The organism is Paenibacillus sp. SEL1, assembly GCF_054602535.1.
The window spans coordinates 1,642,513-1,665,358 of the sequence record NZ_CM137723.1; the positions used below are offsets into that span (position 1 = coordinate 1,642,513).

General features: G+C 43.7%; 25 protein-coding genes. 7 read left to right on the plus strand and 18 right to left on the minus strand.

Translation table 11 applies throughout. From position 1 onward, the window contains the following. Window positions 1-102: 102 nt before the first annotated feature. From ACYCSE_RS07555 to ACYCSE_RS07575, 5 genes are all read left to right on the plus strand, one after another. On the plus strand, window positions 103-432 hold the full coding sequence (locus ACYCSE_RS07555) for a PadR family transcriptional regulator (RefSeq protein WP_061830478.1): 330 nt from the start codon (window positions 103-105) through the stop codon (window positions 430-432). Further along, entirely contained in the window at window positions 425-976 is a 552-nt protein-coding gene (locus tag ACYCSE_RS07560) for a DUF1700 domain-containing protein (protein WP_061830480.1), read from the plus strand. Before ACYCSE_RS07555 ends, ACYCSE_RS07560 begins: the two co-directional genes overlap by 8 nt. 4 nt (window positions 977-980) lie before the next feature. Beyond that, window positions 981-1,832, plus strand: a complete 852-nt coding sequence (locus tag ACYCSE_RS07565; protein ID WP_322172981.1) for a DUF4097 family beta strand repeat-containing protein — start codon at window positions 981-983, stop codon at window positions 1,830-1,832. Window positions 1,833-1,952: 120 nt separating this feature from the next. After that, complete coding sequence (locus ACYCSE_RS07570) at window positions 1,953-2,672, plus strand: 3-ketoacyl-ACP reductase (RefSeq protein ID WP_061830484.1); 720 nt, start codon at window positions 1,953-1,955, stop codon at window positions 2,670-2,672. 185 nt (window positions 2,673-2,857) lie between these two features. After that, window positions 2,858-3,295: an AbrB/MazE/SpoVT family DNA-binding domain-containing protein gene (locus tag ACYCSE_RS07575; protein ID WP_061830486.1), complete on the plus strand. Its 438-nt coding sequence runs from the start codon at window positions 2,858-2,860 to the stop codon at window positions 3,293-3,295. Between the two features lie 69 nt (window positions 3,296-3,364). Here the strand turns inward: ACYCSE_RS07575 and ACYCSE_RS07580 are convergent, their stop codons facing one another. Further along, the gene (locus tag ACYCSE_RS07580; protein WP_061830488.1) at window positions 3,365-3,823 is read right to left on the minus strand and encodes a hypothetical protein; all 459 of its coding nucleotides are present in this window, start codon (window positions 3,821-3,823) and stop codon (window positions 3,365-3,367) included. Window positions 3,824-3,943: 120 nt separating this feature from the next. On the opposite strand from ACYCSE_RS07580, the gene ACYCSE_RS07585 reads away from it, so the two are divergent. Continuing rightward, entirely contained in the window at window positions 3,944-4,105 is a 162-nt protein-coding gene (locus ACYCSE_RS07585) for a hypothetical protein (protein WP_348620875.1), read from the plus strand. A gap of 25 nt (window positions 4,106-4,130) precedes the next feature. On the opposite strand, the gene ACYCSE_RS07590 is transcribed toward ACYCSE_RS07585, so the two are convergent. From ACYCSE_RS07590 to ACYCSE_RS07645, 12 genes are all read right to left on the minus strand, one after another. Next, on the minus strand, window positions 4,131-5,294 hold the full coding sequence (locus ACYCSE_RS07590; RefSeq protein WP_459701937.1) for a nitric oxide synthase oxygenase: 1,164 nt from the start codon (window positions 5,292-5,294) through the stop codon (window positions 4,131-4,133). 150 nt (window positions 5,295-5,444) lie between these two features. After that, complete coding sequence (locus ACYCSE_RS07595; protein WP_023990827.1) at window positions 5,445-5,921, minus strand: Dps family protein; 477 nt, start codon at window positions 5,919-5,921, stop codon at window positions 5,445-5,447. 422 nt (window positions 5,922-6,343) lie between these two features. Then, on the minus strand, window positions 6,344-8,071 hold the full coding sequence (locus ACYCSE_RS07600; RefSeq protein WP_459701938.1) for an adenine deaminase C-terminal domain-containing protein: 1,728 nt from the start codon (window positions 8,069-8,071) through the stop codon (window positions 6,344-6,346). Between the two features lie 28 nt (window positions 8,072-8,099). After that, window positions 8,100-9,158 (minus strand): ABC transporter ATP-binding protein, encoded by a 1,059-nt coding sequence (locus ACYCSE_RS07605; RefSeq protein WP_061830494.1) that lies wholly within the window; start codon window positions 9,156-9,158, stop codon window positions 8,100-8,102. Window positions 9,159-9,174: 16 nt separating this feature from the next. After that, window positions 9,175-9,963, minus strand: coding sequence for an ABC transporter permease (locus ACYCSE_RS07610; RefSeq protein WP_013312456.1), 789 nt, complete (start codon window positions 9,961-9,963; stop codon window positions 9,175-9,177). Window positions 9,964-9,969: 6 nt separating this feature from the next. Beyond that, window positions 9,970-10,791, minus strand: coding sequence for an ABC transporter permease (locus ACYCSE_RS07615; RefSeq protein WP_013312457.1), 822 nt, complete (start codon window positions 10,789-10,791; stop codon window positions 9,970-9,972). 27 nt (window positions 10,792-10,818) lie between these two features. Further along, complete coding sequence (locus ACYCSE_RS07620) at window positions 10,819-11,748, minus strand: nucleoside hydrolase (protein WP_322171962.1); 930 nt, start codon at window positions 11,746-11,748, stop codon at window positions 10,819-10,821. Beyond that, window positions 11,748-12,821, minus strand: coding sequence for an ABC transporter substrate-binding protein (locus ACYCSE_RS07625; RefSeq protein WP_322171961.1), 1,074 nt, complete (start codon window positions 12,819-12,821; stop codon window positions 11,748-11,750). Before ACYCSE_RS07625 ends, ACYCSE_RS07620 begins: the two co-directional genes overlap by 1 nt. 175 nt (window positions 12,822-12,996) lie before the next feature. Then, a complete protein-coding gene (locus ACYCSE_RS07630; protein WP_013373571.1) occupies window positions 12,997-13,341 on the minus strand; it encodes a hypothetical protein in 345 nt (114 codons plus the stop codon). Between the two features lie 383 nt (window positions 13,342-13,724). Further along, the gene (locus tag ACYCSE_RS07635) at window positions 13,725-14,036 is read right to left on the minus strand and encodes a hypothetical protein (RefSeq protein ID WP_322171960.1); all 312 of its coding nucleotides are present in this window, start codon (window positions 14,034-14,036) and stop codon (window positions 13,725-13,727) included. Between the two features lie 32 nt (window positions 14,037-14,068). Continuing rightward, window positions 14,069-14,365 (minus strand): WXG100 family type VII secretion target, encoded by a 297-nt coding sequence (locus ACYCSE_RS07640; RefSeq protein WP_014278615.1) that lies wholly within the window; start codon window positions 14,363-14,365, stop codon window positions 14,069-14,071. A 38-nt stretch (window positions 14,366-14,403) separates the two neighbouring features. Continuing rightward, a complete protein-coding gene (locus ACYCSE_RS07645) occupies window positions 14,404-15,864 on the minus strand; it encodes a lipase family protein (RefSeq protein WP_459701939.1) in 1,461 nt (486 codons plus the stop codon). Between the two features lie 80 nt (window positions 15,865-15,944). Between ACYCSE_RS07645 and ACYCSE_RS07650 the strand changes: the two genes are divergently transcribed. Beyond that, the gene (locus tag ACYCSE_RS07650; protein ID WP_025721830.1) at window positions 15,945-16,292 is read left to right on the plus strand and encodes a hypothetical protein; all 348 of its coding nucleotides are present in this window, start codon (window positions 15,945-15,947) and stop codon (window positions 16,290-16,292) included. 574 nt (window positions 16,293-16,866) lie between these two features. Here ACYCSE_RS07650 and ACYCSE_RS07655 read toward each other — a convergent pair. From ACYCSE_RS07655 to ACYCSE_RS07675, 5 genes are all read right to left on the minus strand, one after another. Then, window positions 16,867-17,013, minus strand: coding sequence for a hypothetical protein (locus ACYCSE_RS07655; RefSeq protein WP_165177926.1), 147 nt, complete (start codon window positions 17,011-17,013; stop codon window positions 16,867-16,869). Between the two features lie 26 nt (window positions 17,014-17,039). Beyond that, complete coding sequence (locus tag ACYCSE_RS07660) at window positions 17,040-18,434, minus strand: hypothetical protein (protein WP_459701940.1); 1,395 nt, start codon at window positions 18,432-18,434, stop codon at window positions 17,040-17,042. Window positions 18,435-18,455: 21 nt separating this feature from the next. Next, window positions 18,456-20,483, minus strand: a complete 2,028-nt coding sequence (locus ACYCSE_RS07665) for a polysaccharide deacetylase family protein (RefSeq protein WP_459701941.1) — start codon at window positions 20,481-20,483, stop codon at window positions 18,456-18,458. A 17-nt stretch (window positions 20,484-20,500) separates the two neighbouring features. Then, window positions 20,501-21,472: a hypothetical protein gene (locus tag ACYCSE_RS07670; protein WP_459701942.1), complete on the minus strand. Its 972-nt coding sequence runs from the start codon at window positions 21,470-21,472 to the stop codon at window positions 20,501-20,503. Window positions 21,473-21,644: 172 nt separating this feature from the next. Continuing rightward, entirely contained in the window at window positions 21,645-22,832 is a 1,188-nt protein-coding gene (locus ACYCSE_RS07675; protein ID WP_459701943.1) for a hypothetical protein, read from the minus strand. Between the last annotated feature and the right edge of the window lie 14 nt (window positions 22,833-22,846).

The window sequence follows — 22,846 nt, forward strand, 5'->3', positions numbered from 1 at the left end:
AATTAGTACCCGTGACAAATTATGCACAAACACACGTTTCTTCCCCTTATTCCGAACGACACCTATGAATCATTGATAACATCCAGGAAGGGAGCACCGCTCGTGAATGTGAACATCCAATTCAAAAAAGGGGTACTGGAACTGTGCGTTCTAGTTCTAATTGGACGCAGAGACCGTTATGGCTACGAGTTGGCTCAAGCCGTCTCCCGTCATATTGAAGTAGCTGAGGGAGCCCTATATCCACTGCTTCGCCGTCTGGTATCAGAAGGATACTGCACAACGTATTTACAGGAATCGACCGAGGGGCCTCCCCGTAAATATTATCGGCTGACTGATACTGGAAGCCATTATACAAAAATACTTACGCGGGAATGGAATGATTTTGTCCATCATGTCGCAAGCCTACTGGAGGAAGGAAATTCCGATGAATAGAAAACAGTTTCTTACAGAGGTGGAGCAGCGTCTTTCTCCTCTCCCTGCAGAGGTACGCAATGAGCTGCTTAGTGATTTGAGCCAGCATTTTGACTACGGGTTGGTCAATGGAAAAAGCGAAAGTGAGATTGCCAATGAGCTGGGTAACCCAGAGGATATTGCCCGAGAAGCGTTGGATGATCCTAATGCAGCTTGGAACGCTTCTCCTCCGCTTCGCCAGGGAAGCTTCGCACGCAATCTTTTTACTTTCTTAGGACTGCTGTTTCTCAACTTGCTGATCTCCATCCCGATTATGGCTACCCTATGGGTAGTATGGGTTTCATTGACCGTGGTAGCGGTCAGCTTCATTGCAGCCCCCCTTCTCGCCGTTACTGATTATGCGCTGAACAACACCTTTTACCCGGCCAAATTCTTTTTCTCTATCACGTTGACGGGTATAGGTCTATTGCTGCTGCCTGGAGTACGTTATCTCTTATTCCTTATGGTCAAAGGCACAGTACGATACTGGAAATGGAATCAGACTACCCTGAGGGGAGCTTACTAACAACATGAATAAAAAGTGGTTTATTGCAGCAGGTCTGTGCATTGTGATCGGTGTAGCCGGAATGGTGGCTTACGGTGCCCCATGGAGTCAACAAGTCATGAAGGAAACAACTGCGATTAACAAAAAATGGACGTTCACACGTGGTCAGCTACAGAAGCTGAAAGTGGACAGTTCTGATGATGTCTCTATTTTGTTTACTCCCGGCTCTGGCGACCAAGGTACGATACGCATTAGTGGAGAAGTTCAGACAAAGGTAGCCGACCAAATTCATAATGCCCGAATTGAGAACGGTAAGCTTACGATTCAATCGGAGCCGGCCGCTTCCTTGTCATTTCTTTCGATCACCCCTGATTTAGATCAAACGATTACCGTAGAGATGCCCTCCGGCGAAACACTAACTGACCTACAGGTAGATGCACATTCAGGGAATGTAAAACTTCAAGATGCCTCCGTGCAGAATACTTCCATCACCGCTACTTCAGGCACTGCCGAGATTACAAACCTCCAAAGTACCCACCTGATCGCAAATTTAACATCCGGTAATTTTACAGCCAGTCAGCTTGCAGCAGATCTGGAGTTGAAGCTTACTTCAGGCGATGTTACCATCCGCGATTATAGCGGTAATGGCCTTATTTCCCTAACCTCAGGGGAGACAAATATTACGCAACGTGCCGTAGCCAACTTGGAAGTGAATGCTGATTCTGGTGACGTGAAGATTAAACAAGCTCCCGATTTTAAAGGTGTTTATAATGTCCACTCTGACTCTGGGAGTATAGATACTCCCGAATCTGTTCCCGGTAGTGTGAACGTGATAAAGGTAGAAACCACCTCAGGGGATATTAATATTTCCAAATAGGAGACCTCTAGATGAATACCTCATCAGAGGCGAAGTTTGGTTCAATGAGTTTAACCTTGTATAATGTAACCATGTGCTCACATGCACAACCACGTTATGGAGTGAAAAGGAGGAGACTGGATGGAACTTAAGAATAAAACAGCCATTATTACAGGAGCCAGCAAAGGAATCGGTAAAGCAATTGCCGAAACTTTAGCCAAGGAAGGCGTTAACCTGGGATTAATCTCACGAACATTGACTGACCTGCAAAAGCTGCAGGATTCGCTGGGGAGTACATACGGCGTGAAAGTGGTGAGTGCTGTTGCAGATATATCGGATCGCGCACAGGCCGCTGCCGCTGTAGCTTCACTGGAACACGAATTGGGCGCTGTCGATATTTTGATCAACAATGCAGGCATTGCTACCTTTGGCACAGTCGCAGATATGGACCCCGAAGAGTGGGAACGTATTATTCGCGTAAACCTGATGGGAACCTATTATGTTACACATGCTGCTCTTCCAAGCATGCTGGCACAAAAGAGCGGAAACATTATTAATATCTCCTCGACGGCAGGAGAACGAGGTTTTGCAACAGGCTCGGCATATTGCGCATCCAAATTTGCTTTGATGGGCTTCACGGAAGCACTGATGCAGGAAGTTCGCAAATCCAATATTCGCGTCACCGCGCTGACTCCAAGTACTGTCAATACAGAACTGGCGGCAAACGCAGGATTGTCTATTGGTGATGAGGATCGCATGCTTCAACCGCAGGATTTGGCCGATCTGACATTAGCCGCATTGAAACTGCCTCCACGGGTTCAATTAAAAGTAGCCGGTATTTGGACAACCAACCCACAGTAATTCGACATGACATCTTAGATTCATTGGCTGTACAATGCTCCGGCAGACGTAATTGTTCGTCATGCCGGAGCTTTTTTTCAGCATAGCTATACCAAAACAAACTGTAATATAAGCGCTTTGTACTTCCAGCATATATACATACAATTCCTACAACTATAAGCGCATTTCAGGAAAGGGGAAAAATGATGAAGAACACAGGAATGACACGGCCATTAGACCATTTGGGCCGCATTGTGCTGCCCAAGGAGCTGCGCAATTCTATGAATATTAATATTGGAGATGCCCTCGATTTTTTTATTACCCCAGAGGGACTGATGATTCGCAAGTATACGGGGGTTTCTTGCTATTTTTGTGGTGCCGTAGATCATTTGAGCTATTTTAGGGATCATCTGATATGTAAAAGTTGTATTGAAAATCTGAAGAGCGATAATCCTTCCAGTCATTTGAATGAATCCCGTCCTGTCCAGCCCAAGAAAAGAAGGAGTTACAGAAATCAGAATGATCTCCTGAATAAACTAAAACAGCTCATGCAGGAGCATCCTAATGTATCTCAAAAAGAATTAGCCGAAATGCTCGAACTATCCCAGGGACGCGTGTCACAGCTTAAAAAGCTACTTCTTTAAATCATCCGACCCGATCTCGTCTGTTCTAATCAACAAAAAAAGAGCCTGACGGCTCTTGGATCATCATCGTTACGCAATGTCGGACTGCTCTATAACCGGGACCCGATAGGCCAGCAAGGACTCGTCTATTACGGCAGAAATAAACGTTGCTTCTATTTCAGGCACCAGTCTAAGCGCATAATTCCATGCGTTTTCTTCAATTTGCAGCGCAAGTCGTTGCCGGGTCCCTATCCCGTTCTCTTGCTCCAACGCATCGGAGAGGTCCACTAATTCCGTATCGGCGGCGTGCCCGATCTCATGTGCAAGCACAACCGTAAAATACTCCTCAACTCGATCAACGCTGCCGAACATCTGTACACACTGTGTTTCAATAACATCCGTATACATGGTAATGGCGTGAGCATTCATGGCATACTTGCCCCCAATCAGCCTTCCACCAGGAAAACGTTTCTCCAGCTTGACTGTCACACCTATAGCAGCCCGTTCCAACAGCTCAGCGACAATGCGCTCTGCCTGATTTCTTTCCAACTTAGCTTCGCTCCTCAAACCAGGATATATAAAGTTATATTTACCTTAAACTTATGAAATCATGGATGTGTTCATACCATATACAGTACGATATTATACCTTTTTACAAAGGAGAATACCATGTCAGAAGATTATTATATAGGTTGGGGAACGCTTGCCCTGATTAATGCCGGCTTGGCACAGTCCAAAAACCGGAGCGGGCTAAATTGGTTTCTGCTCTCCCTATTAATAGGGCCACTGGCTACCCTTTTTATCGTTGCATGGGATAAGCTGGAGCCCTAATCCAGCCATTAGGTCATTCCCATCGTTATCCGGAATGAAAAGGGCAGCCTTGGCGCTTCTGCTGAAGCACTGTATCTGATGCTGTATTAGCCTGTCTCGACATATACGGCTTCTCTTGAACTCCGAAATTCGGCTTCACAAGCCGATTATCATAGGAACTATGAAAAATATGCGTTGTCGCCGGGGATAGCGGGGGGATCAGCCATGTCCAATTGCCTGTCAGCGCACGCCCAGCCTTGGCTTCTCGTTCCTCAAACAACTTGAATTGTGCCGCTGCGGTATGGTGGTCGACAATGCTGACTCCCGCTTTTTTAAAAGAATGCAGCACAGCAATATTCAATTCCACCAGCGCCCGATCACGCCAAAGCGTTGTTTCACTCGTCGTATCGAGTCCCATCAGCTTAGCAACCTGTGGCAACATATTATAGCGGAAGGTATCCGCAAAATTACGGGCGCCGATTTCTGTTCCCATATACCAGCCGTTAAAGGGAGCCGCTGTATAGATGATACCGCCAATCTCCAGCGTCATGTCCGCAATCATAGGCACGGCATACCAACGTAGTCCAAGGGAGGCTATACTTGAGAGTTCTGGATGCTCAATGGGCACCTCCATTACCAAATGTTTGGGAATATCAAAGAGCTGGGGAGGCTGCCCACCGGCTTCCACAACCAGTGGCAATATATCAAAAGGAGTCATCGCCCCTTGCCAGCCCATGTCTCTACAAGCTTGGGTAAAATCCACCGAGGCCGGGTCTCCTATGATCCCTTGATCGGTTTCATATCCAGCGTAACGAATGAGTTGATGGTTCCAGATGCGGATATTCGGCTGCCCCGGCTTGGAGGCACGAAATACAGTAAGCGTTGGCTTAATTTTACCGCCATTCGTTCCTATGCGTATATGCTCCAGAAGCTCGCTGACCACCTCCGTCGCATCTGATGCGCCCCGCGCATCCCTGACCAAAAGCTTGTCCCAAAATAAGCGCCCGATGCAACGATTGCTATTGCGCCAAGCCATGAGCGCTCCGTGTTCCAGCTCTTCGTAAGTATGATCATACGTTCCCGTAGCCTCTATGTCGTAACGAATATTAAGAAGCCGGGCTTCCGCTTCATCGCGGCTTCGGCCCAGCTCCTCATAACATGTATATATAAACTGCTCCGCTTCATGCAAAAGCTGTTGTTTTACTTCCATAACATACACCCCATCCCGGCAGCTCCATGACTCAAGAGCCCGTGGTCTTCCACGCCTTCTCGCCATTATACTCCAGTGGCAGACTGGAACCAACGGGATGTGTATCTTGTTCACCTGATCTCCATATACATGGAAATATACACCAATTAATTATCCCAAATACGCACTCAGCATCCAGATATGTTTATCCATTGCTTCTCTCAAGCCGTTAAGAAGATCCTCTGTCGCTTTATCCTGTGCTGCTTCCGCTGCTTCCATCCCATTAGCCAGTTCAACAGTGATGGTTTTAAAATCAGCAACAACGGACTTCACCATATCATCAGCTGTCTGTTCACCTGCGGACTCCTGAATAGCTGAAAGTTGCAAATGCTCCTTCAAGGTCGCAGCCGGACGGCCACCAATAGCCAACAAACGTTCAGCAATCGTATCTAAATTAGCTGTTGCTTCATTGTAAAGCTCTTCAAATTTAGCATGCAGTGTGAAGAATTTAGGTCCTTTCACATACCAGTGGAAATAATGCAGTTTCGTATACAATACAGACCAGGTAGCTACCTGACGATTCAATGCCTTGTGCAATTCTTGAATAGCCTCTTGTGTAGGTGCGTTCGTATGATTTAATGTACTCATGTTAAAATCCCCTCTCGTTTCATTCAAAGTATAGTTGGTGTAAAGCTTGGATACTCGTTAACAGTAGTGTCTGATTTTCTTCAAAATCCCATGCGTGAATCCAATAAATATTTACTAATTAATTTAGACTTAATCTAAATCCTGTTTTAATTATAACACTATGTCGATGTTTTTCAAGTCTTTATTCGGTTTTAATCATGAAGATTACGTGAATTGATTATAAATCAAACAACTCTATAGGCAATAGGATATCCAGACCAAGACTTATTTATCTTTTATACATAGGTTACATCAATAGGAGTAAAAAAGATGTTAATTTTGTCTGCTAAAGTATCTGTATTGTAGGCAAAGTCCATAACCTACTACCTCATACCTAGCCACGACAAAAAAAGAGCCGACCCGTAAGAGGGTCGGCTCTTTTTTTATTCTTGCATCTCCGAAGGTTCCACGATTAAGGATACAACCTTGCCAGCATTTACATCAATCAGGCCGTGATCGGTAATTTTCAAGGCCGGGCTGACCGGCAAAGAATGCGTACTCAGCGACATGATTGGATTGTAATGGCGGTAGCCCAGCGACAGCAAGGCTGAACGAAGCTCCTTCACATGGGCCGCAACCATTTCCAGCGGTCCTTCTGTTAAAATCCCGCCTACGGTTAACGGCAAATGGGACAGCACCTTGCCATTTTCAACTACGCAAAAGCCACCTTGGCTGGATAAAACCGTATTCGCAGCCAGTATCATATCTTGCTTGTTATGCCCTACGACCAGCAAGTTATGGTTATCGTGCGAATAGGTGGTTGCCACTGCCCCACGTTTAATCGTATCTCCCCCGATCAAACCGTAAGCACGGTTGCCATTCTTTCCATACCGTTCAAACGTAGCGATGAGTCCATGTTCACCATGTTCCCATACCAGTTCACCCTGCTCCACATGTGCAGGTGCAATCTGTTCGCTCGTAAAAGTTGAGCCATCCTTGACCATCATAATACGACATTGATGTGTGCCATCAGCTACATCCATCTTTACCGTAAAATCCTGTTCCGTGAGCGGATTGAGCTTCACACTTTGATAAAAATGGGCGGGGAAGCGGCTTTTTATCGGTGCTTGATGGTATTCCTCGAACTTATCGAATACCTTGAGTCCGTCCTTATAGACTTGCTCCACATCAAATTGACCAAGATCGGACAGCAATACAAAATCAGCTATTTTTCCCGGTGCAATTGTTCCGCGGTCATGCATTCGCATCCGTGCAGCAGGAGTAAACGTAGCTGCATAAATGGCATCCTCAGGCTTCATGCCCATTCCGATTGCTTTACTTACAATATGGTTCAGATGACCTCGCTCTACAAAAGAGTCTGGCATGACATCATCCGTTACGAAGCAAAAATGTTGTGCCACATCTTCCTGAATAAGATAGTCCATCACTTCAGGGGTCATGGATTTTTCCTGGATTTCAATAAACATTCCGGCAGCCATCCGCGCCTTCATACCTTCAATACTTTGGTGAGTATGGTCCGAGCCTATTCCCGCATAGATCAACTGATGCAGATCCAGATCAAGCAACTGCGGCGTATGGCCTTCAATGATTAGCTCCGGGTAGTGCTCACGAACATGGCGTAAGATGCGATTCGTCTTGCTCTCTGGATCTCGAATGACATCCACATAGTTCATAATTTCACCCAGGCAGATCATTTCGCCGGTTTGCAGTAGCGCATCAATCTCGGGAATACCAATCTCGCCCCCTGAGGTTTCGAGCGGCGTTGCCGGGACAGAGCTTGGAATGCCGTAGAACATATCAGCCACGCAATCTTTGCTGGCTTCCATCATTTCCTGAATGCCTTCCAATCCGAAAACATTCGCCATTTCGTGCGGTTCCGGTACAATCGTCGTTACCCCATTGCGAATCAGCCCATAGGAAAAGGTTGCCGGTGTCACCATGGTACTTTCGATATGCAAATGAATGTCGATCAGGCCGGGAATCATATATTTCCCATGCCCCTCCACAATTTCAGCCACCTCGAAAGACTCCAGACCACGCTGACCGATATACATAAACTTACCGCCAAGTATAGCTACATTACCTTCTTCGAACGTCTTGTAGTAACTGTTATACACCTTAACTTGTAAAATCATTTTGTCTGCACGCATGATGTATCTCCTTCATCGAACCCGCTGATTATTGGACCAGCACCATTTTATCTGCCGGAAAATGTAGGGTAACCCGCTGACCACTCAGGTAAGGCGTATCCATTTCCTGATTAGCCGTAAAGTTGCCTTTCGCCGTTTCTACCACATACTGATAGCTACGTCCCAGGTAAGTACTTACTTTAATAATACCGGGAAGCTCATTTTCCCCTGTCTCGTTGCCTTCTGTTCGAATGACCAAATCATCCGGGCGAATAGCGCCCTGACGAGCACCCGGTTGGGCAGTACCCTGATTACGCGCTACGCCGAACGAAAGATCGCCTGTATTCAGTCGAATACGATCCCCTTCTTCAGTACGCTCGTCAAAACTCAGAAAATTATTAAACCCAATAAAACGGGCGACAAATTCGGTCGTCGGATATTTAAAAATGGTCGATGGAGCATCTAATTGTTCGATGTTCCCCTTATTCATAATCGCAACCTGGTCAGAAATCGAAAAACATTCCTCCTGATCATGCGAGACATACACAGTAGTGATGCCTAGTTCCTGTTGAATACGGCGGATTTCCACTCGCATATTTACACGCAGGTTAGCATCCAAGTTACTCAGAGGTTCATCAAACAACAGCAGATCGGGTTCAATCACAAGCGCTCGCGCAATCGCAACACGTTGACGCTGTCCGCCTGACAATTCACCGGGAAAACGTTTTTCAAATCCCCCCAGGCTAACCGTATCCAGCATGGCCATAACGCGACGTTTCACATCATCTTCCTTTACCTTACGTAACCGCAGACCAAAGGCAACATTATCAAAAACGGACAAATGCGGGAAGAGTGCATAACTTTGGAATACAAAGCCGAAGTTCCGTTTATTCACCGGAACCCGAGTATAATCCTTATCACCAAACAAAAATGTTCCTTGTTTAGCTTCGAGAAATCCTGCAATGAGACGAAGTGTGGTCGTTTTGCCACAACCACTCGGTCCCAGCAACGAGAGCAATTGGCCCCGTTCGAGCTGCAAATCGAAATCCTGCAAGATCAGTTGGTTGTCATAAGCGACCGACACGCGATCCAGAGTAAGCAGTGCCATAAGGTTGAAGCCTCCATTACCTTTTAGTGAAGTAAGACAATCCCATCAGTCGTTCAATCAAGAACATCAGGATACCGGTCAAAATCATCAGCATAACCGAAATCGCTGCAATCGTCGGGTCAAAATAATTTTCGACGTAAGTCAGCATTTGAATGGGCAGGGTGCTGAAGCCCGGTCCTGTCATGAAGACGGAGATGTCGACATTGTTGAATGATTCCAGAAAGGCAATCAGGATAGCCGCAATAATACCTGAGCGGATGTTCGGCAGAACCACCTTGAAAAAGGTTTCCAGCCGTCCAGCCCCCAAACTAAGCGCTGCTTCCTCAATCGCAAAATCAAAGTTAGACAAACTGGATGCAATGACTCTAATAATGAACGGCAACATAATCACCGTATGTCCGATCAATAGTCCAGCATATACTGGTAAATGGTAAACAATGATCAAATAGCGCAGCAGTGTAAAACCAAGAACAATACCCGGTATAAGCAACGGGGAAAGGAACAAAGCATTCAGCGCATCCTTCCCGCGAAACGAAAAACGACTAAGTGCATAGGCGGCAGGCATACCGATCAGCAGTGCCAAGATGTTGCCTAGCAGAGAGACGACAATGGACGTTTTGAACGTGGACATAAACAAATCCACTTCAAAAATATTTTCATACCAGCGCAAAGAAAAGCCCTGCGGAGGAAATTTTAATACCGTGCCCGGCTCGAAAGAAGTGACCGATATGATCAACAGCGGACCGAGCAGAAAGATGAAGACCAGCAGGCTAAAGAAGCCTAGTCCGTAATGTTTCTCCCGCATATCCACCTACCCCTTCGGATTGAGTTTATGGGCCGCCTTATTTAAGAGACCGACCACGATAAATGTAATAACAATCATAATTGTTGCAATAACAGAAGCTAAAAACCAGTCGTTTAGCGTCATCGCGTTCTGATACAAAAATGTAGCGATAACCCGCTGTTTTCCTCCAAGTAGTGCTGGTGTCGTATATGCAGTCAGGCTGCCTACGAAAACGAGAATGCTTCCAATGATCAGGCCCGGCACAGACAGCGGAAATACGATTTTACGAAATGCGCTGAATCTGGAAGCCCCGAGGCTCTGAGCAGCATGAACAAGATCACCGTCGATATTTTCGAGCACACCAATCAGTGAAATAATCATCAGTGGTAAAAACAAATGAACCAGACCAATAATCATCGCTGCCGGGGTGTACAAAATATTCAGCGGTTCATCTACAAGTCCTAAACCGATGAGCACGTTATTTAACAGCCCCTTGCGACCCAGAATGACCATCCAGCTGAATGACCGCACCACCGGACTCGTCAACAAGGGAAAGATAGCCAGCGCAAGCAAAATACCTTTACGACGCGGGGCCTTTTGCGAAATATAATAAGCCGTCGGGAAGCCGAGTAATACGCACACGAGTGTCGTTACGACACTGACTTCCAGCGTAGTCAGCAATATTTTCAGAAAATAAGGGTCCTTGAAGAAATGGAGATAGCCTTCTAGGGTGAATGAGCTGTTCTGTACGAAGGTCGAACCGATCGTCAACACAATCGGAATGACCATGAACACCGCCAGAAAGAGCAGACCTGGCAGCAGCAGCCAATACAAGTATGTTTTCTTCATGGGTAGCTCCTTGCGGTTATCAAAATGTTATTCCTTATTCAGCACCTGGATAAACAGTTCCAGAAAAGCTTCGCTGTCCACCTGTTCGCACACATTCATATTGGGGCTATGATTGAGGCGGTTCTGCACATCGCCCACCGTTTGTCCGTCACATATACGACTGGAGGTTTCCACGTCGACATACAACGACGAGGTATCTACTAACCTCGAATTCAATGCGACACCTACGGCAAGCGGGTCATGAAGCGCACACGCTTTTACCCCGTTGCGTTCTTCATAACGCTTGGTATAAACAGCCGTACTTTCAGCTACATAATTACGAATTGCAGGATGGGACAGACGAGCAATATGATCGGCAGTCAGCAGAGCCTTCCGTGTTACATCCAGTCCCACCTGTATCAACCGACCAAATCCTGCATGAAATACGATCCGTGCGGCTTCAGGGTCAGCATACATGTTGTACTCCGCTACAGGTGTAATATTGCCGCACCCGTGAATAACACCGCCCATAAAAATGACCTCATCGACGTGATCCGTCAGTTCGGGACACTTCAGCAGCGCCAGTGCCAAATTGGTGAGCGGCCCGGTGCAAATGAGCGTCACTCCCCCCCGGTGAGCCATCACGGTATCGATGATGATATCCGGCGCAAAACCTTCGGACGCAGACATCGCTGGGACTACTCCACTCAATGCACCTCCAATGCCGTCTTCTCCATGGACACGGTGCTCGTGCAGACCTTTACGTATTAAGGGAGCCTCCGCCCCCCGATAAACCGGAATATCCGGTCTATCCAAAAGGTCGAGGATTTTGCATGTGTTTAATGTTGCTTGTTTAAGTGAAACATTACCGCATACTGTAGTAATCGCTTGGATATCCAACTGACCACTTTTGGCGGCCAGTAAAATACCCAACGCATCATCAATGCCCGTATCTACATCTAATATGACCTTTTTCATTACTGTGCTACTTCCCGGTTCCAGCGATCTGTCCATGCCTTGATATGATCGTTAACGAACTTCATATCCAGCTTGGTCAGCTTATTCACTACATCTGTACCGTACGTAATTCCTTCTGTATCCGCACCGGAAAGTACCACCTGCGTGTTCACCGGAGAATCAACCTTCGCCTTGGCGGATTTTTCTTGAACTTCCTTGCTCAGCTGCCAGTTGATAAATTTCTCAGCCAGCTCCTTCTGGTCGGAGCCCTTCACTACATTAATCGTGTTCATTACTGCGTAAGCACCTTCACTAGGAGCTACAAATTTCGCTCCTGGCACAGCCGCCTGCAAATCTTTGAAGTACATTTCCATGATCGGACCGCCCGCAATTTCTTGTTGACTAAACATGTTCACGAACTCGGACGTTTTGCTATAAAACTTAACGATATTCGGACTCAGCTCTTTCAGTTTTCCGAAGGCTTGGTCTTCATTAAACTCCTTACTACCCGCTACCTTGGAGGCTGCATCTACCATCATCGGTCCGGCAGTCGCCGTAATATTCGGCAAAGTCACGTTTCCTTTGAACTCAGTTCCCCACAGGTCAGCCCAAGAGGTCACATTCTTTTTCACCAGCTCCGGATTATAGGCAATACCAAGGCGTCCAACTGTATAAGCAGGACCATACTCCTCACCCAGCGGCGCTTTGGCAATATCATAAATTTGGTTCAAGTTCGGCACTTTACTGCGATCCAGCTTCTCAAACAATCCCTGTTGAATTCCCTGTTGGGCATAATAATCAGACAGATAAATCAGATCGACATCAGTGCTGCCTTGACTGATTTTGTTCAACCGTTCCGCGTTATTTCCGATTTCTACAACAATATCAACGTTATGTTCCTTTTCAAAAGGCTCGTACACTTCTTTGTTAAAAAAATCCTCGGAAAAGCCCCATGTGGAAATAACTAGTTTCTTTTTCCCATCAGCTGAACCATCTTTTCCATCTGTCTGACCGCCAGTAGCATTGCTGCCGCAACCTGCCAGTACCACGGATGCCAAGGTCACAGCCATAAACCCTTTAAACCATTTTTTCATATGAAACTCCCCCTATTTTTTTATTATGCACACCTTATGACACAAAAAAGAAAAGTACTCTTGTAAAACAAGAATACTTTTCTTCGTAAACAAAGAATAAGTTGATCCCGCTGCGCGTTATAACAGGTTCTCCCCTCAGATAGATCCGAAGCGAAAAGCCGAATATCCAATTTTATTAGGATTCTTTCAGTATGATGTTCGTAATTGCCCACTGCGTTGCTGAATCATAATCACGCAGTAAAGCTTCTATATCGAGCTCCATATCCTCAATCAGCTTCTCGCGAAGTCTCTTCTTGTACAGCATGGACATTCGGAAATCCACTTCCAGCTTCAAGCCGGGGGCTTCCACTTCCAATGCCGCCGAGCGTGGAGAACGCCGGTGCTTCGCCACAAAGGTAACAATGTTGTTCTCAACGGTGGCCCGCAGTAGCGTGGTCCCGAAGCCGAACAGTTCCTTTGAAACTTCATTGTAAATCTGGCACATCCGCTTCTTGCTTTCGTTACTGTCGAGCAGCGTCATGAACCCACCCTCATCAGCATATTACGTACAATCAATCTTTCAACACGATAGATTATACATAAATATACGATAAATAGCAAACAAAAATCCCTAATCTAATAACATATGATGCGAAAAAGCGAACAATATGTCGAACTTTGTAGCTTTTCAACATTTTTACACTTTTTCGTCTAACCCTTAAGTTTTCGAACACTGCTATATTCCCCGCAGGAAAATTAAAGTAGATTACAAAGTCGTTACCGTCACCTCTCTGGAAGAATATTTTTTTCTACTACTATATATGTAGTTTTTATTTAAACGCATTTAACCGTACCCCGCGGGAGCCCCCTAGCGATTGTACGGTTTTTTATGTTATGTAGCTGACTGGCCAGATGGGAACCCCTTCAAGAAAAAGCCGATTGAATCCACGAGGACACTACAAGAGTAGCTGGCCACAGCAGCATAAAGTTAGCTATGATATACGCCTTCTTAAAAGCATAACGATGATAAAAATACCAACAGCTCCATGAGATAAATACTCCTATCGGGTAGCTCATTATGACATAGGCAAAAATATAACTGATGAGATAATCTCCAGCTGTTGGTGCATCGAAAGAAAATGCGACCACCATCAGCATGGCCGGATAGGCAAACAGCGTTAAGCCATAAACGATATTCAATATAAGTAAAATGACAAATGCATTTTGATCTTTCATGATGTTCTCCTAACTATTGCAGTCTGCCTGTATCACCATTGTGCAGCCCGTTTACGTCTCTCCTCACGCCGATCAGCTTCTTCCATTTTCCGAATATAACGTTTCAACTGCTCTTTATGATCATCCAATTCCTGTATTCGTACAGTTGTGCCTTGGAGAAACGTCTCCATTTTACGTGTTAATTCAGCAGCCGATTCGCCCCTCCAGTCTTGCAGACGACCATATATATTTCTCATCTGCTGCTCCTGATGCTGAAGTCTTTGCTTTAGCTGCTCGCACTGCTGTACAGCCCTACGCAGATCCCCCAGGCTCAAAGATATTCTACTCATCTCTTTTGCCTCCCGTTGTGTTCTTCCAGCTGCTCTTTTTATTGATCCACCATCGTAAATTCCTGGCCCTTGCGATCGATGTACTCTGCTATCTCTGTAATCGATTCCTGATACCAGCGATTAACCCCATCCAGTGTCGCCGTTGCACTATGCGCAATTGGGGTCAAAGACTGACTTTCACTTGTCCCGATATGAGCCTGAAATAACTGGATGGATGCTCGGGTATCGCTAGAAAATCCATGCAGGCTGGAACGCATCTGGTTAGCCGCATGCTTTAGCTCCTCAGGTGTTAATTGAATTGTGCCCCCATTTTTGTTGCCTACAAAATATGCACCGCCATTGGAGCGACCATTCTGTTGTCCTACTCCCAGGATATTCACTCCCAGTGCATTAGCAGCAAACTGCCCGAAGGCCCCCATTTGTCCACCATAGCGTTCAACCAGATCGCCCATGACTTCCTTGAGCTCTGCTCGCGCGGCCAGCATCTGCTCGTATGCCTGCACCCGTGGATTGCCTTCCACCAATTGACCGTCCATCGTGTACAGTGGATTGATTATATTGCCGTTTTCATCAAATGTGAAATGATCCATGCTATGCGTCGCTTCTCCAAATACCGAATTATAGAACTTTGTAATCGGATCTTGCTGCATCATAGGCAACGTAATCGGGACATACACAATGGGAGACCATTTGGGTCCCAAAAAAAAGTTAGCCCACTTATTTTCTCTTTCGACTGGTAATGAAACAGGAATAGTGATTTTGGCTTTATTAGCCGTCTTATAATCATTGTCTATAAAGTAGGTTGTGCCCACATGTGGCTGTGCATCATTAGCTCCCGAACCGATAGTATCTTTCGGATTGACATAAGCGACATTCGTCTTTCGAAAATCGCCATTTTCCACCTTCTTTTGAAGATCATCCGGTAATAGATGTACAATGCTTGGTGGATTATAAGCGACTGATGTCAGTCCGTTCCGCACCGCCACATATTCTGCCTCCGCTCCTCCCAGAGAATGGCCTGTGGTCGTTATTTCAGCAGAGGGATACTCTTTTTTTACAACATCATATAGATTCTCAGCTTGTGTAAATTGATTATTCTGGTACTTCTCCTCATATTGAAGAAATGCGCTTTGCACTTGTGGTGGGATTTTAGCCACCTCTGCCTTATTATTTTCATAATATTGATGGACTTCTTCCAACGTTTTCGCGCGTCCTCCGACGACATCGTTGAAATCCGTTCCCCAGTCCATCGCCACGCTCCACTTGGGTCGATTCGGAGGTTCTGTCCCCCTATAACCGATGATCACCTGATTGGTCTTCTCGTTAAGGAATACAGTCGCATCGAATCCAGAACCATTCGTATCATGCAGCATAGCTCCTTCAGGTTCAACAATCTTCCAGTCAGGAAGAATTCTGCTTTTAGAATCTTTGGCAGTCAACTCTCGGTCATAAACTCTATCCGCAATGGTCCAGTATGTTTTATCGTTAATGTAGGTCAAGTTATTCCCACCTTGTCTATTGTGTAAATATATTATAGAGTTATGAAAAAAGGTGATTACCAGAAAAGGAGAATTGTAACTTGAACAGAAAAATCCCACTGATTCTGGCACTTATTTTAATTATTATGTATTTAGGAGGTTGTTCCAGCTTGTCCGACAAAGAGAAAAAAGAATTAGTAGACGTCGCCACTCCCATCGGTGTGGAGTTTATTAAAGAACACTATAATGCCGATTTCATATTAAAGGATTATGCTGTGGATGATCCTGCTGTCCACTCCAGGCTCTATCTATATGGGTACATTAAAGGCCACGAAGACAACAAAATTACCATCTACTATAATTATAAAACCAAAGAAGTGATCGACGTCTCCGGGCCAGATTGGTTTATCGACAGTGAAGTCCCCAAATACAAGACCCCTTCTTCCTGAGAAGGGATACTCATCGAGCATCTCACTCTCAAAATATTTGTAATCTATGTTAAAGTCTAATTTTTCCCAAATTAAGAAGTAGTATAATTATAGTGCATCCTTTTTGCGAGCGATATAGCCGAGAGGAAAAATAAGTATAAAGTCATTGGATACAGTATATCTGGTCACAGTACATAGTTTATGTAGAATAGGTCTTTGTAACTGTATGTTAGGGGAAAATTGCATAGATGAACACCATTTTTAATTTGTACTATTAAAGAGTATGCAATGACAAATGTAGTTAATAAAATTCACCTTTACGGCTACATAACAGTGCTAAAAGGGTATAGATCATCAAACTCAAATAAGGCTCCTTAGGAGCCTTCAGATTGTCGAGAAACCCCCTGTTTTTTTGCAGGGGGTTTAAAACTGTCTTAGTGGTCTAAAAACTAGGGTCCTCAGATCGTTTTAAATCGATTTTTGTTTTAAAAGATGCGTCTCCCCATATAAAAATAGAAGTGTCGAAAAGTCCTCTGGACTTTCTCGACACTCTGAAGGCTCCTTAGGAGCCTTATTTACTTGTTGCTAAACATATTTAGCGCTCTTCACTTTGGGCGCTATGCTTAGTTACATGAATAAAAGGATATTCACCTTTGCTTATTTTACGTTTCCACTCTTGTATCATGTCTTCTTGGGTAGGCGGTTTCTCATTCACGATTGCTCCTGTAGTTACTTTAGCCATGGTTTACCCTCTCTTGGTGGTTTTAGTTATTGCGTCTTTATCTTTTCTCCAGTCATTTTGATGTTACCATCCATTTCTACCAAACTCGTTTTACATTTTAAACCGATAGCATCCTTCGCGGTGACCTGTATTGTATTACCTGCGTTGAATACCAGGTTCCCGTCGGCTTTTACACGAATATCCTTTTTGCTTCGCAGTTCAATTCCATGGTCATCCAGCAGTCGAATCACCACTTCATCGTCGTTCCCCGTGATTAAAATTTCATTTTTCTCAAAAATAATAGCTTTGCGGTACTTGGTCATAAAGATCTTCGTCGACGGGTCCTTAATAAAGTCACCGCCTTTGGATCTCTTTCGGATCGAGTGGGTCACAATGGCATCTTTTTCTGTAGAGGTCGGAAAGTAGATATCTACAAAGTCAAACAGCTCTGGCATGCAGTACCATCCGGTATTCCCTTCCGATGTATAAAATGTAGCCGTTGGAAAAGCGCAGGTTTCCTTGACGTTAGGCTTGACCTTATCCATTTCATAAAAGAAAACCTTCACATGATCCTGTTCAATTCCAATAACCTTGGACTTCAACGAGATGCCACGAATGCTCTCATTTACAATCAAATCCTGCTTCATTCCATCCGATGTAGTCAGCACATATTCATGCCACAAAGCACTATGGCGTATAAACGCAACCGATTGCAGGACGTATAATGCTTTCCCTTTAAATTTAACCTCCGCCCCAATTTGCAGCAAGACATCTCTAGCCCCTGTCGTTTGTACTTTATAATATAGAAGGTTGCCATCCTTGCTGGCTCCTGGTTTGGTTTTTCTGGTCATGGAGTAGTTATACTGCCTGAGCTCAGGCTGATTGACGCCATCCGGTAATCCAAAATAAAACTGCGGTTTGTCTCCAATCGGATCAGGTGTCAGTCCCCAACCAATCCGAGACGCTATACGTTTTAGAAATGACCAGTCCGTTTCGTCGAATTGCATCGTAAATTCCTGTAGAAGCTGATCCTTCAACCGGCTCGTACAATTGGCTTTGGGATAGGATTTGAGCACGTGTTCAAGCAATGCTTGCAGCTTCATCTTTACATTTTGAAAAGATTGTCTATGAGGTATTTCATCCATCTGGCTTGTATAAGATAGAGCTTCGACAACCAAATGAGCTACATTGGACACCAACTTGATTCTGAACTGCGTGACTAATCCCCTAAATAATACAATCTGCTTCTGATCATCATTCACATAAGAAACGACTAACTTGGCCCCTGCCTCCATATGATCTGTGTACTCTTCCATTTGGGCACCCGTTAACACACCTGTCAAAAAGACTTTCACATGCTCATTCATTTTCTGTACAACTTTAACTTTCGGATTTTTAAGAGATAAAACCGTTCCGTTATACTTTATGATTGGATATCCCATGTTACCGCTCCCTTTTGTCGGTTAGTTTACGTTTATCCGTTGTTTGCTTACGTATTGAATGACATCTTTAATGGTTTGATTATGTCCCTGATCGTTGAGAGCCTCATCTAATGTAGGAATCGTGGTAAAAGTTTTATTTTTTTTCTGAAAATATATGTCCGCTATAGAGAATTCATCAACTCTACCAGATCCATGAATCCCATTATCAACATCGGCAATGATGATAACATCCTTCAATCCATCCTTATTCACATCCTTGAAGGCCACTGCTTCTACTCCTCCGTAACGTGCAACCCACTCACGGTTCCCGTAGAAATCGGGGAATGGATACAGAATATGTCCTTGGTCATCCAATAGGAAGAAAAAGAATTTACGAAAACCTTCCGGATACCCATATGTCGATACAAACCGTACTTTCCCAAAGCCTTCGAAAGTAGTTTGAAAAGACTGCGACTCTTCAATTTCATATTGGTCAGTATTCAACTTTTCACCGCCAACTGTGGAAACAGACTGATCCTCAACAGAACTTAACTCACTCCATAGTTCCTCATTTCGCCTAATATTCTCTGGAATTTGTGCAAAACGAATTTCATACTCCGCATGGTCCCCTACCACATGTGCCATAGGTACACTCATCCCTAACGAATCATTTGTGAAATAACTAAACGATTCCATTTCTACTTCCGCAAGCGAACCTTTGGTTACATCCGCATTTGTTAACAATTGAATCAAATCATCTTTTGTGAAATCACCAATTAACCCTTGTTGCTCCGGCTGAACAGCTGTAATCTTCCCGCTTTTTATAAGCTCAATAAAAGGTTTCTCGACTTTTATCAGATCTCTCAATTTTATTCTTGAAACCTGCTTCATATCCAGGTTCGTGGTATAAAACATATAAGTAGGATAGGCTGCGTCCTTCATATAATGAATACCCGTATATTGAACGCTCAAGAATCGTTCACTCTGTCGTTTGATCTCATAATCAATTTCGACATGGACTCCAGAATTGGAATCCGCATAGTTTTGTAATCCTTCTAAAGCATCAGCCTTAAGAATTTTGTTTAAAGATTTCTGCTTTGCAATATCCTTGAGTTTTATAATTTGAGGGTATTTAATCACGATCCCATTTTTTGAATATTCCTCTTGAATGAGTTCATAGCTTTGCCGTTCACTATGAGTATTCAAGGCGGTGCTATACTCAGAATCAATACGGACTTCTCCACTTTTGGAGAACTCAATGATAAGGTTTTGTTCAGAATCATCACTGTTTATTAAGAAACCATCGCCGTGGTCTAAAACTCCGATACTCATGCTATCATGTTGTCGATTCTCAAACATGATAGGCTTATTCATATCCTTGTTCAGTTCCCACGCATCCGGAAGCTTCATCTTACCTACATTTATGCTTTTCTCCGTCCACTTTTGTCCAGACAACTCCCACAAATCCACAAATACAGGGTCTGGGTGATATATGGAGACATGTCCCCCTAACCACAACTGTATTCCTTGGTCTGAATCTCGAACCACAAAGTCTGTAGTCAACTCTGACCCGCCATTCTGAATCATCTGGGCGTGTACAAGTTGCTTCTTACTCCACCACTGAATAAATGTGTATTTATCCCCGATCGTACCTGTCACCGTTTTAGGTGCTCTATAATTCATAACCCTAACGTTTAGCTGCCCGCTTTTTAACGGAAACGATTTTGTTAAGATAGTGAGATTATTATCGAACTTTTCTACTAATTCTTCATCCTTCATCTCTACACTTTCAGGCTCGTTTAACAACGAATTAAGTTCCTGTGTGAACTCCTCAAGCTTATTTTGTCTGGTATCAGAATCCTTATTTTCATCGTTGACTATATGGAGTTTTTCCACTAGCGTGTCCAGCTTTTTCGAATAGGAAATCGTTTTATCGTCATTTTGGAGAGAAAGCGCATGATTTGTTTCAGTCGCTGGAGAATCCTGTCCCTTCATGCACCCATTCAGCACTACACAGGAAATGAGTAATAACAGGACGCAAGAAGCTCGCCCGTACTTCAAGTAATTCATGCTGGATATCACACTTTCTACAATTTATCGTTCATCTCTATACTCATAATCTTCCACTTGCCTGATTGCTTTTCTAATGTAAATACAAGTCCTTGGTTTGATTCCTCTTCTTCTGAGCTACTCTTTACCAAAAACGCCCGCTGATTAGCCTTATTAGCAATCTCTTTTATATTTAGATCTAATCCCGTATAGTCCATAGCGGAAAAATCTATGATATCTTCAAAATTATTTTTTGGACTTGCTAACAAAGCAGTGAATACCTCCATTTCGGGCAAGTGTATCAAGAAGCGATTCATAAGATAATAATCTTCCAAATAATTTTGGATAATATCTTTAGGAACCGTGGGATATACAAATTTTTTATTCTTATTTTCATATAGGACTTTTGTTTTTTCGGGTCCGGTGCTGTCGAATTTATGATATGTTATTATCGTATGTTGTTGAGTATCCTGAAAACGGTAGTAACTCACATCCTCAAAAACACCATCTTTATTAATGTCCTCTAGCTTCCTGCTCCCTTGCCCTGTTGCTTCTGGATAACTGTAATTCAGGTTATTAATTCGGTTATGGTCTAAAGTAAATATAGAGAATCCTTCGGCCTCATCCACTTCGCTAGTGGAATATACTACGATAAATTTTTGGTCTGTTTGATCCAGCTTCATGATTTTCACATCAGTATTTAGATGCACAACTATAACCGGGTCCTCTAGTTTATCAATGATGTGATAACCCTCATCCTCCCGGACTACAAATATGTTGTAAATCTCCTCTTTTTCTAATCCAAAAGCAAGCACATATTCCGGCTTTCCATCATGGTCCAAATCTTCTTTTATTATTTTTTGAAGCTGCTCATTTTGGGGTTGGATTTTCTTTATAAACTGATCTAATGTGTTAGAATCTGTGGTGTAATTTCCATTTCTTTTATTTACCGGATTCACAATATTGCTATTTCGATCTTGTTCTTGAGCAGCAGACTCTGGTTCAGTCACAACTTTTTGCTCTATCACTTGAGTGCTAGGTTTGATGGGCTCAACTGCCTGTTTCTTCTCATTCGTAGGCTTTTCAGAACATCCATTAAATAGCAGACTAAATAACAATATTAAAAATAGTATTTTATTTTGTTTTATAAAGTTGATTTCAAAAAACTCCCTTTTGTATTAATCACTGTACGTTTATTCGTTGTTTGCTTACGTATTGAATGACATTTTGAAGTGTTCGGTTATGTCCAGTTTGATTGATACTTTTATCCAATTCAGGCTGGGTAGTGTATGTGTTATCTTTTTTCTGAAAGTAAATCCCCGCGACAGGTAGAGTCTCTATTCCGTGTGCATTAACTCCGGTGATATAATCAGCAATAATAACAATATCTGTACGTCCATCCTGATTCAAATCCTTAAAACTTACTGCCTTGATCCTATCAATCATTTTACCGTTGTTACCATAAAATTCGGGGAATTCGTACAGGATCTTGTTTTCCACATGCTTCTCGTCGTTGGCTTCCAAAAAAAACTTTGCTTGAATCAGATCATCCGTATCCTCATCTTTTAAAGTGGATATAAACTTTACTTCTCCCCATCCATTAAGAGTGGTGGTAAATGATTGTTCTCTTTGAATAGTATAAGGTTCCAGATCAGGGTCGGGCTGAGCACCTTCTTCTACATAGTCAGCACTACGTTGCTGCTTTACGGATTTCTCCATATTATATTCTATGAAGATATTATTTACTTTTTCCGTTTCAGTATCCCACTGAATCCTCAAATGTAAGCCATTCTTGGAATAAAGCAGACTCCCATTAGTTACAATACTCGGTTTGCCGTAGAGCTGTAGCACTTTGCCAAGGGTATCACCGATCTTCAAGCCTCTTTTTGTTTTAAACTTGGGATTCTCCAAACTCACGGCTACTAAATAGCTTTCACCATCCACCAGTTCCTCCCCTTCAAGTTCAATCTTAGATAAAACTACAAATCTTATTTCTGGCTCCTCATAGTTAGGATAGGACAGACTCCATCTTCTATATGTTCCATTCCCACTATTATATCCTCTATTGTTAGCTTCAAATCCTTCACTGTAACCCCACTTATGGATAAGTTCTTTAATATCCGTATTCTTATCAATCTTATGTGATCGATATGAGACTTCAAAGTCGTCGTCCTGAAGGGACTCCGGATCGGCAGATGCAATATTCTGGGCTTTTTCGACTTTTTCACCTCGATAGTTCCCTGTGCTCTGGTCTTTGACGCTAACTGTTTTCTCACTTTTATAATTATTGATATCTGTGGAACCGCACGCAGTTACTCCAAAAATCATTATAAGCATTATCATGAAATAACCGTAACTTGGTTTGTACACTTCTTTTCCTCATT

Coding starts and splice junctions, on each gene's coding strand:
- ACYCSE_RS07575 (WP_061830486.1), top strand. CDS start 2,858: ATGAAGAACACAGGAATGACACGGCCATTAGACCATTTGGGCCGCATT.
- ACYCSE_RS07565 (WP_322172981.1), top strand. CDS start 981: ATGAATAAAAAGTGGTTTATTGCAGCAGGTCTGTGCATTGTGATCGGT.
- ACYCSE_RS07635 (WP_322171960.1), bottom strand. CDS start 14,036: ATGAAAGATCAAAATGCATTTGTCATTTTACTTATATTGAATATCGTT.
- ACYCSE_RS07610 (WP_013312456.1), bottom strand. CDS start 9,963: ATGCGGGAGAAACATTACGGACTAGGCTTCTTTAGCCTGCTGGTCTTC.
- ACYCSE_RS07560 (WP_061830480.1), top strand. CDS start 425: ATGAATAGAAAACAGTTTCTTACAGAGGTGGAGCAGCGTCTTTCTCCT.
- ACYCSE_RS07625 (WP_322171961.1), bottom strand. CDS start 12,821: ATGAAAAAATGGTTTAAAGGGTTTATGGCTGTGACCTTGGCATCCGTG.
- ACYCSE_RS07640 (WP_014278615.1), bottom strand. CDS start 14,365: ATGAGTAGAATATCTTTGAGCCTGGGGGATCTGCGTAGGGCTGTACAG.
- ACYCSE_RS07615 (WP_013312457.1), bottom strand. CDS start 10,791: ATGAAGAAAACATACTTGTATTGGCTGCTGCTGCCAGGTCTGCTCTTT.
- ACYCSE_RS07600 (WP_459701938.1), bottom strand. CDS start 8,071: ATGCGTGCAGACAAAATGATTTTACAAGTTAAGGTGTATAACAGTTAC.
- ACYCSE_RS07605 (WP_061830494.1), bottom strand. CDS start 9,158: ATGGCACTGCTTACTCTGGATCGCGTGTCGGTCGCTTATGACAACCAA.
- ACYCSE_RS07665 (WP_459701941.1), bottom strand. CDS start 20,483: ATGAATTACTTGAAGTACGGGCGAGCTTCTTGCGTCCTGTTATTACTC.
- ACYCSE_RS07585 (WP_348620875.1), top strand. CDS start 3,944: ATGTCAGAAGATTATTATATAGGTTGGGGAACGCTTGCCCTGATTAAT.
- ACYCSE_RS07595 (WP_023990827.1), bottom strand. CDS start 5,921: ATGAGTACATTAAATCATACGAACGCACCTACACAAGAGGCTATTCAA.
- ACYCSE_RS07630 (WP_013373571.1), bottom strand. CDS start 13,341: ATGACGCTGCTCGACAGTAACGAAAGCAAGAAGCGGATGTGCCAGATT.
- ACYCSE_RS07660 (WP_459701940.1), bottom strand. CDS start 18,434: ATGGGATATCCAATCATAAAGTATAACGGAACGGTTTTATCTCTTAAA.
- ACYCSE_RS07570 (WP_061830484.1), top strand. CDS start 1,953: ATGGAACTTAAGAATAAAACAGCCATTATTACAGGAGCCAGCAAAGGA.
- ACYCSE_RS07590 (WP_459701937.1), bottom strand. CDS start 5,294: ATGGAAGTAAAACAACAGCTTTTGCATGAAGCGGAGCAGTTTATATAT.
- ACYCSE_RS07655 (WP_165177926.1), bottom strand. CDS start 17,013: ATGGCTAAAGTAACTACAGGAGCAATCGTGAATGAGAAACCGCCTACC.
- ACYCSE_RS07620 (WP_322171962.1), bottom strand. CDS start 11,748: ATGAAAAAGGTCATATTAGATGTAGATACGGGCATTGATGATGCGTTG.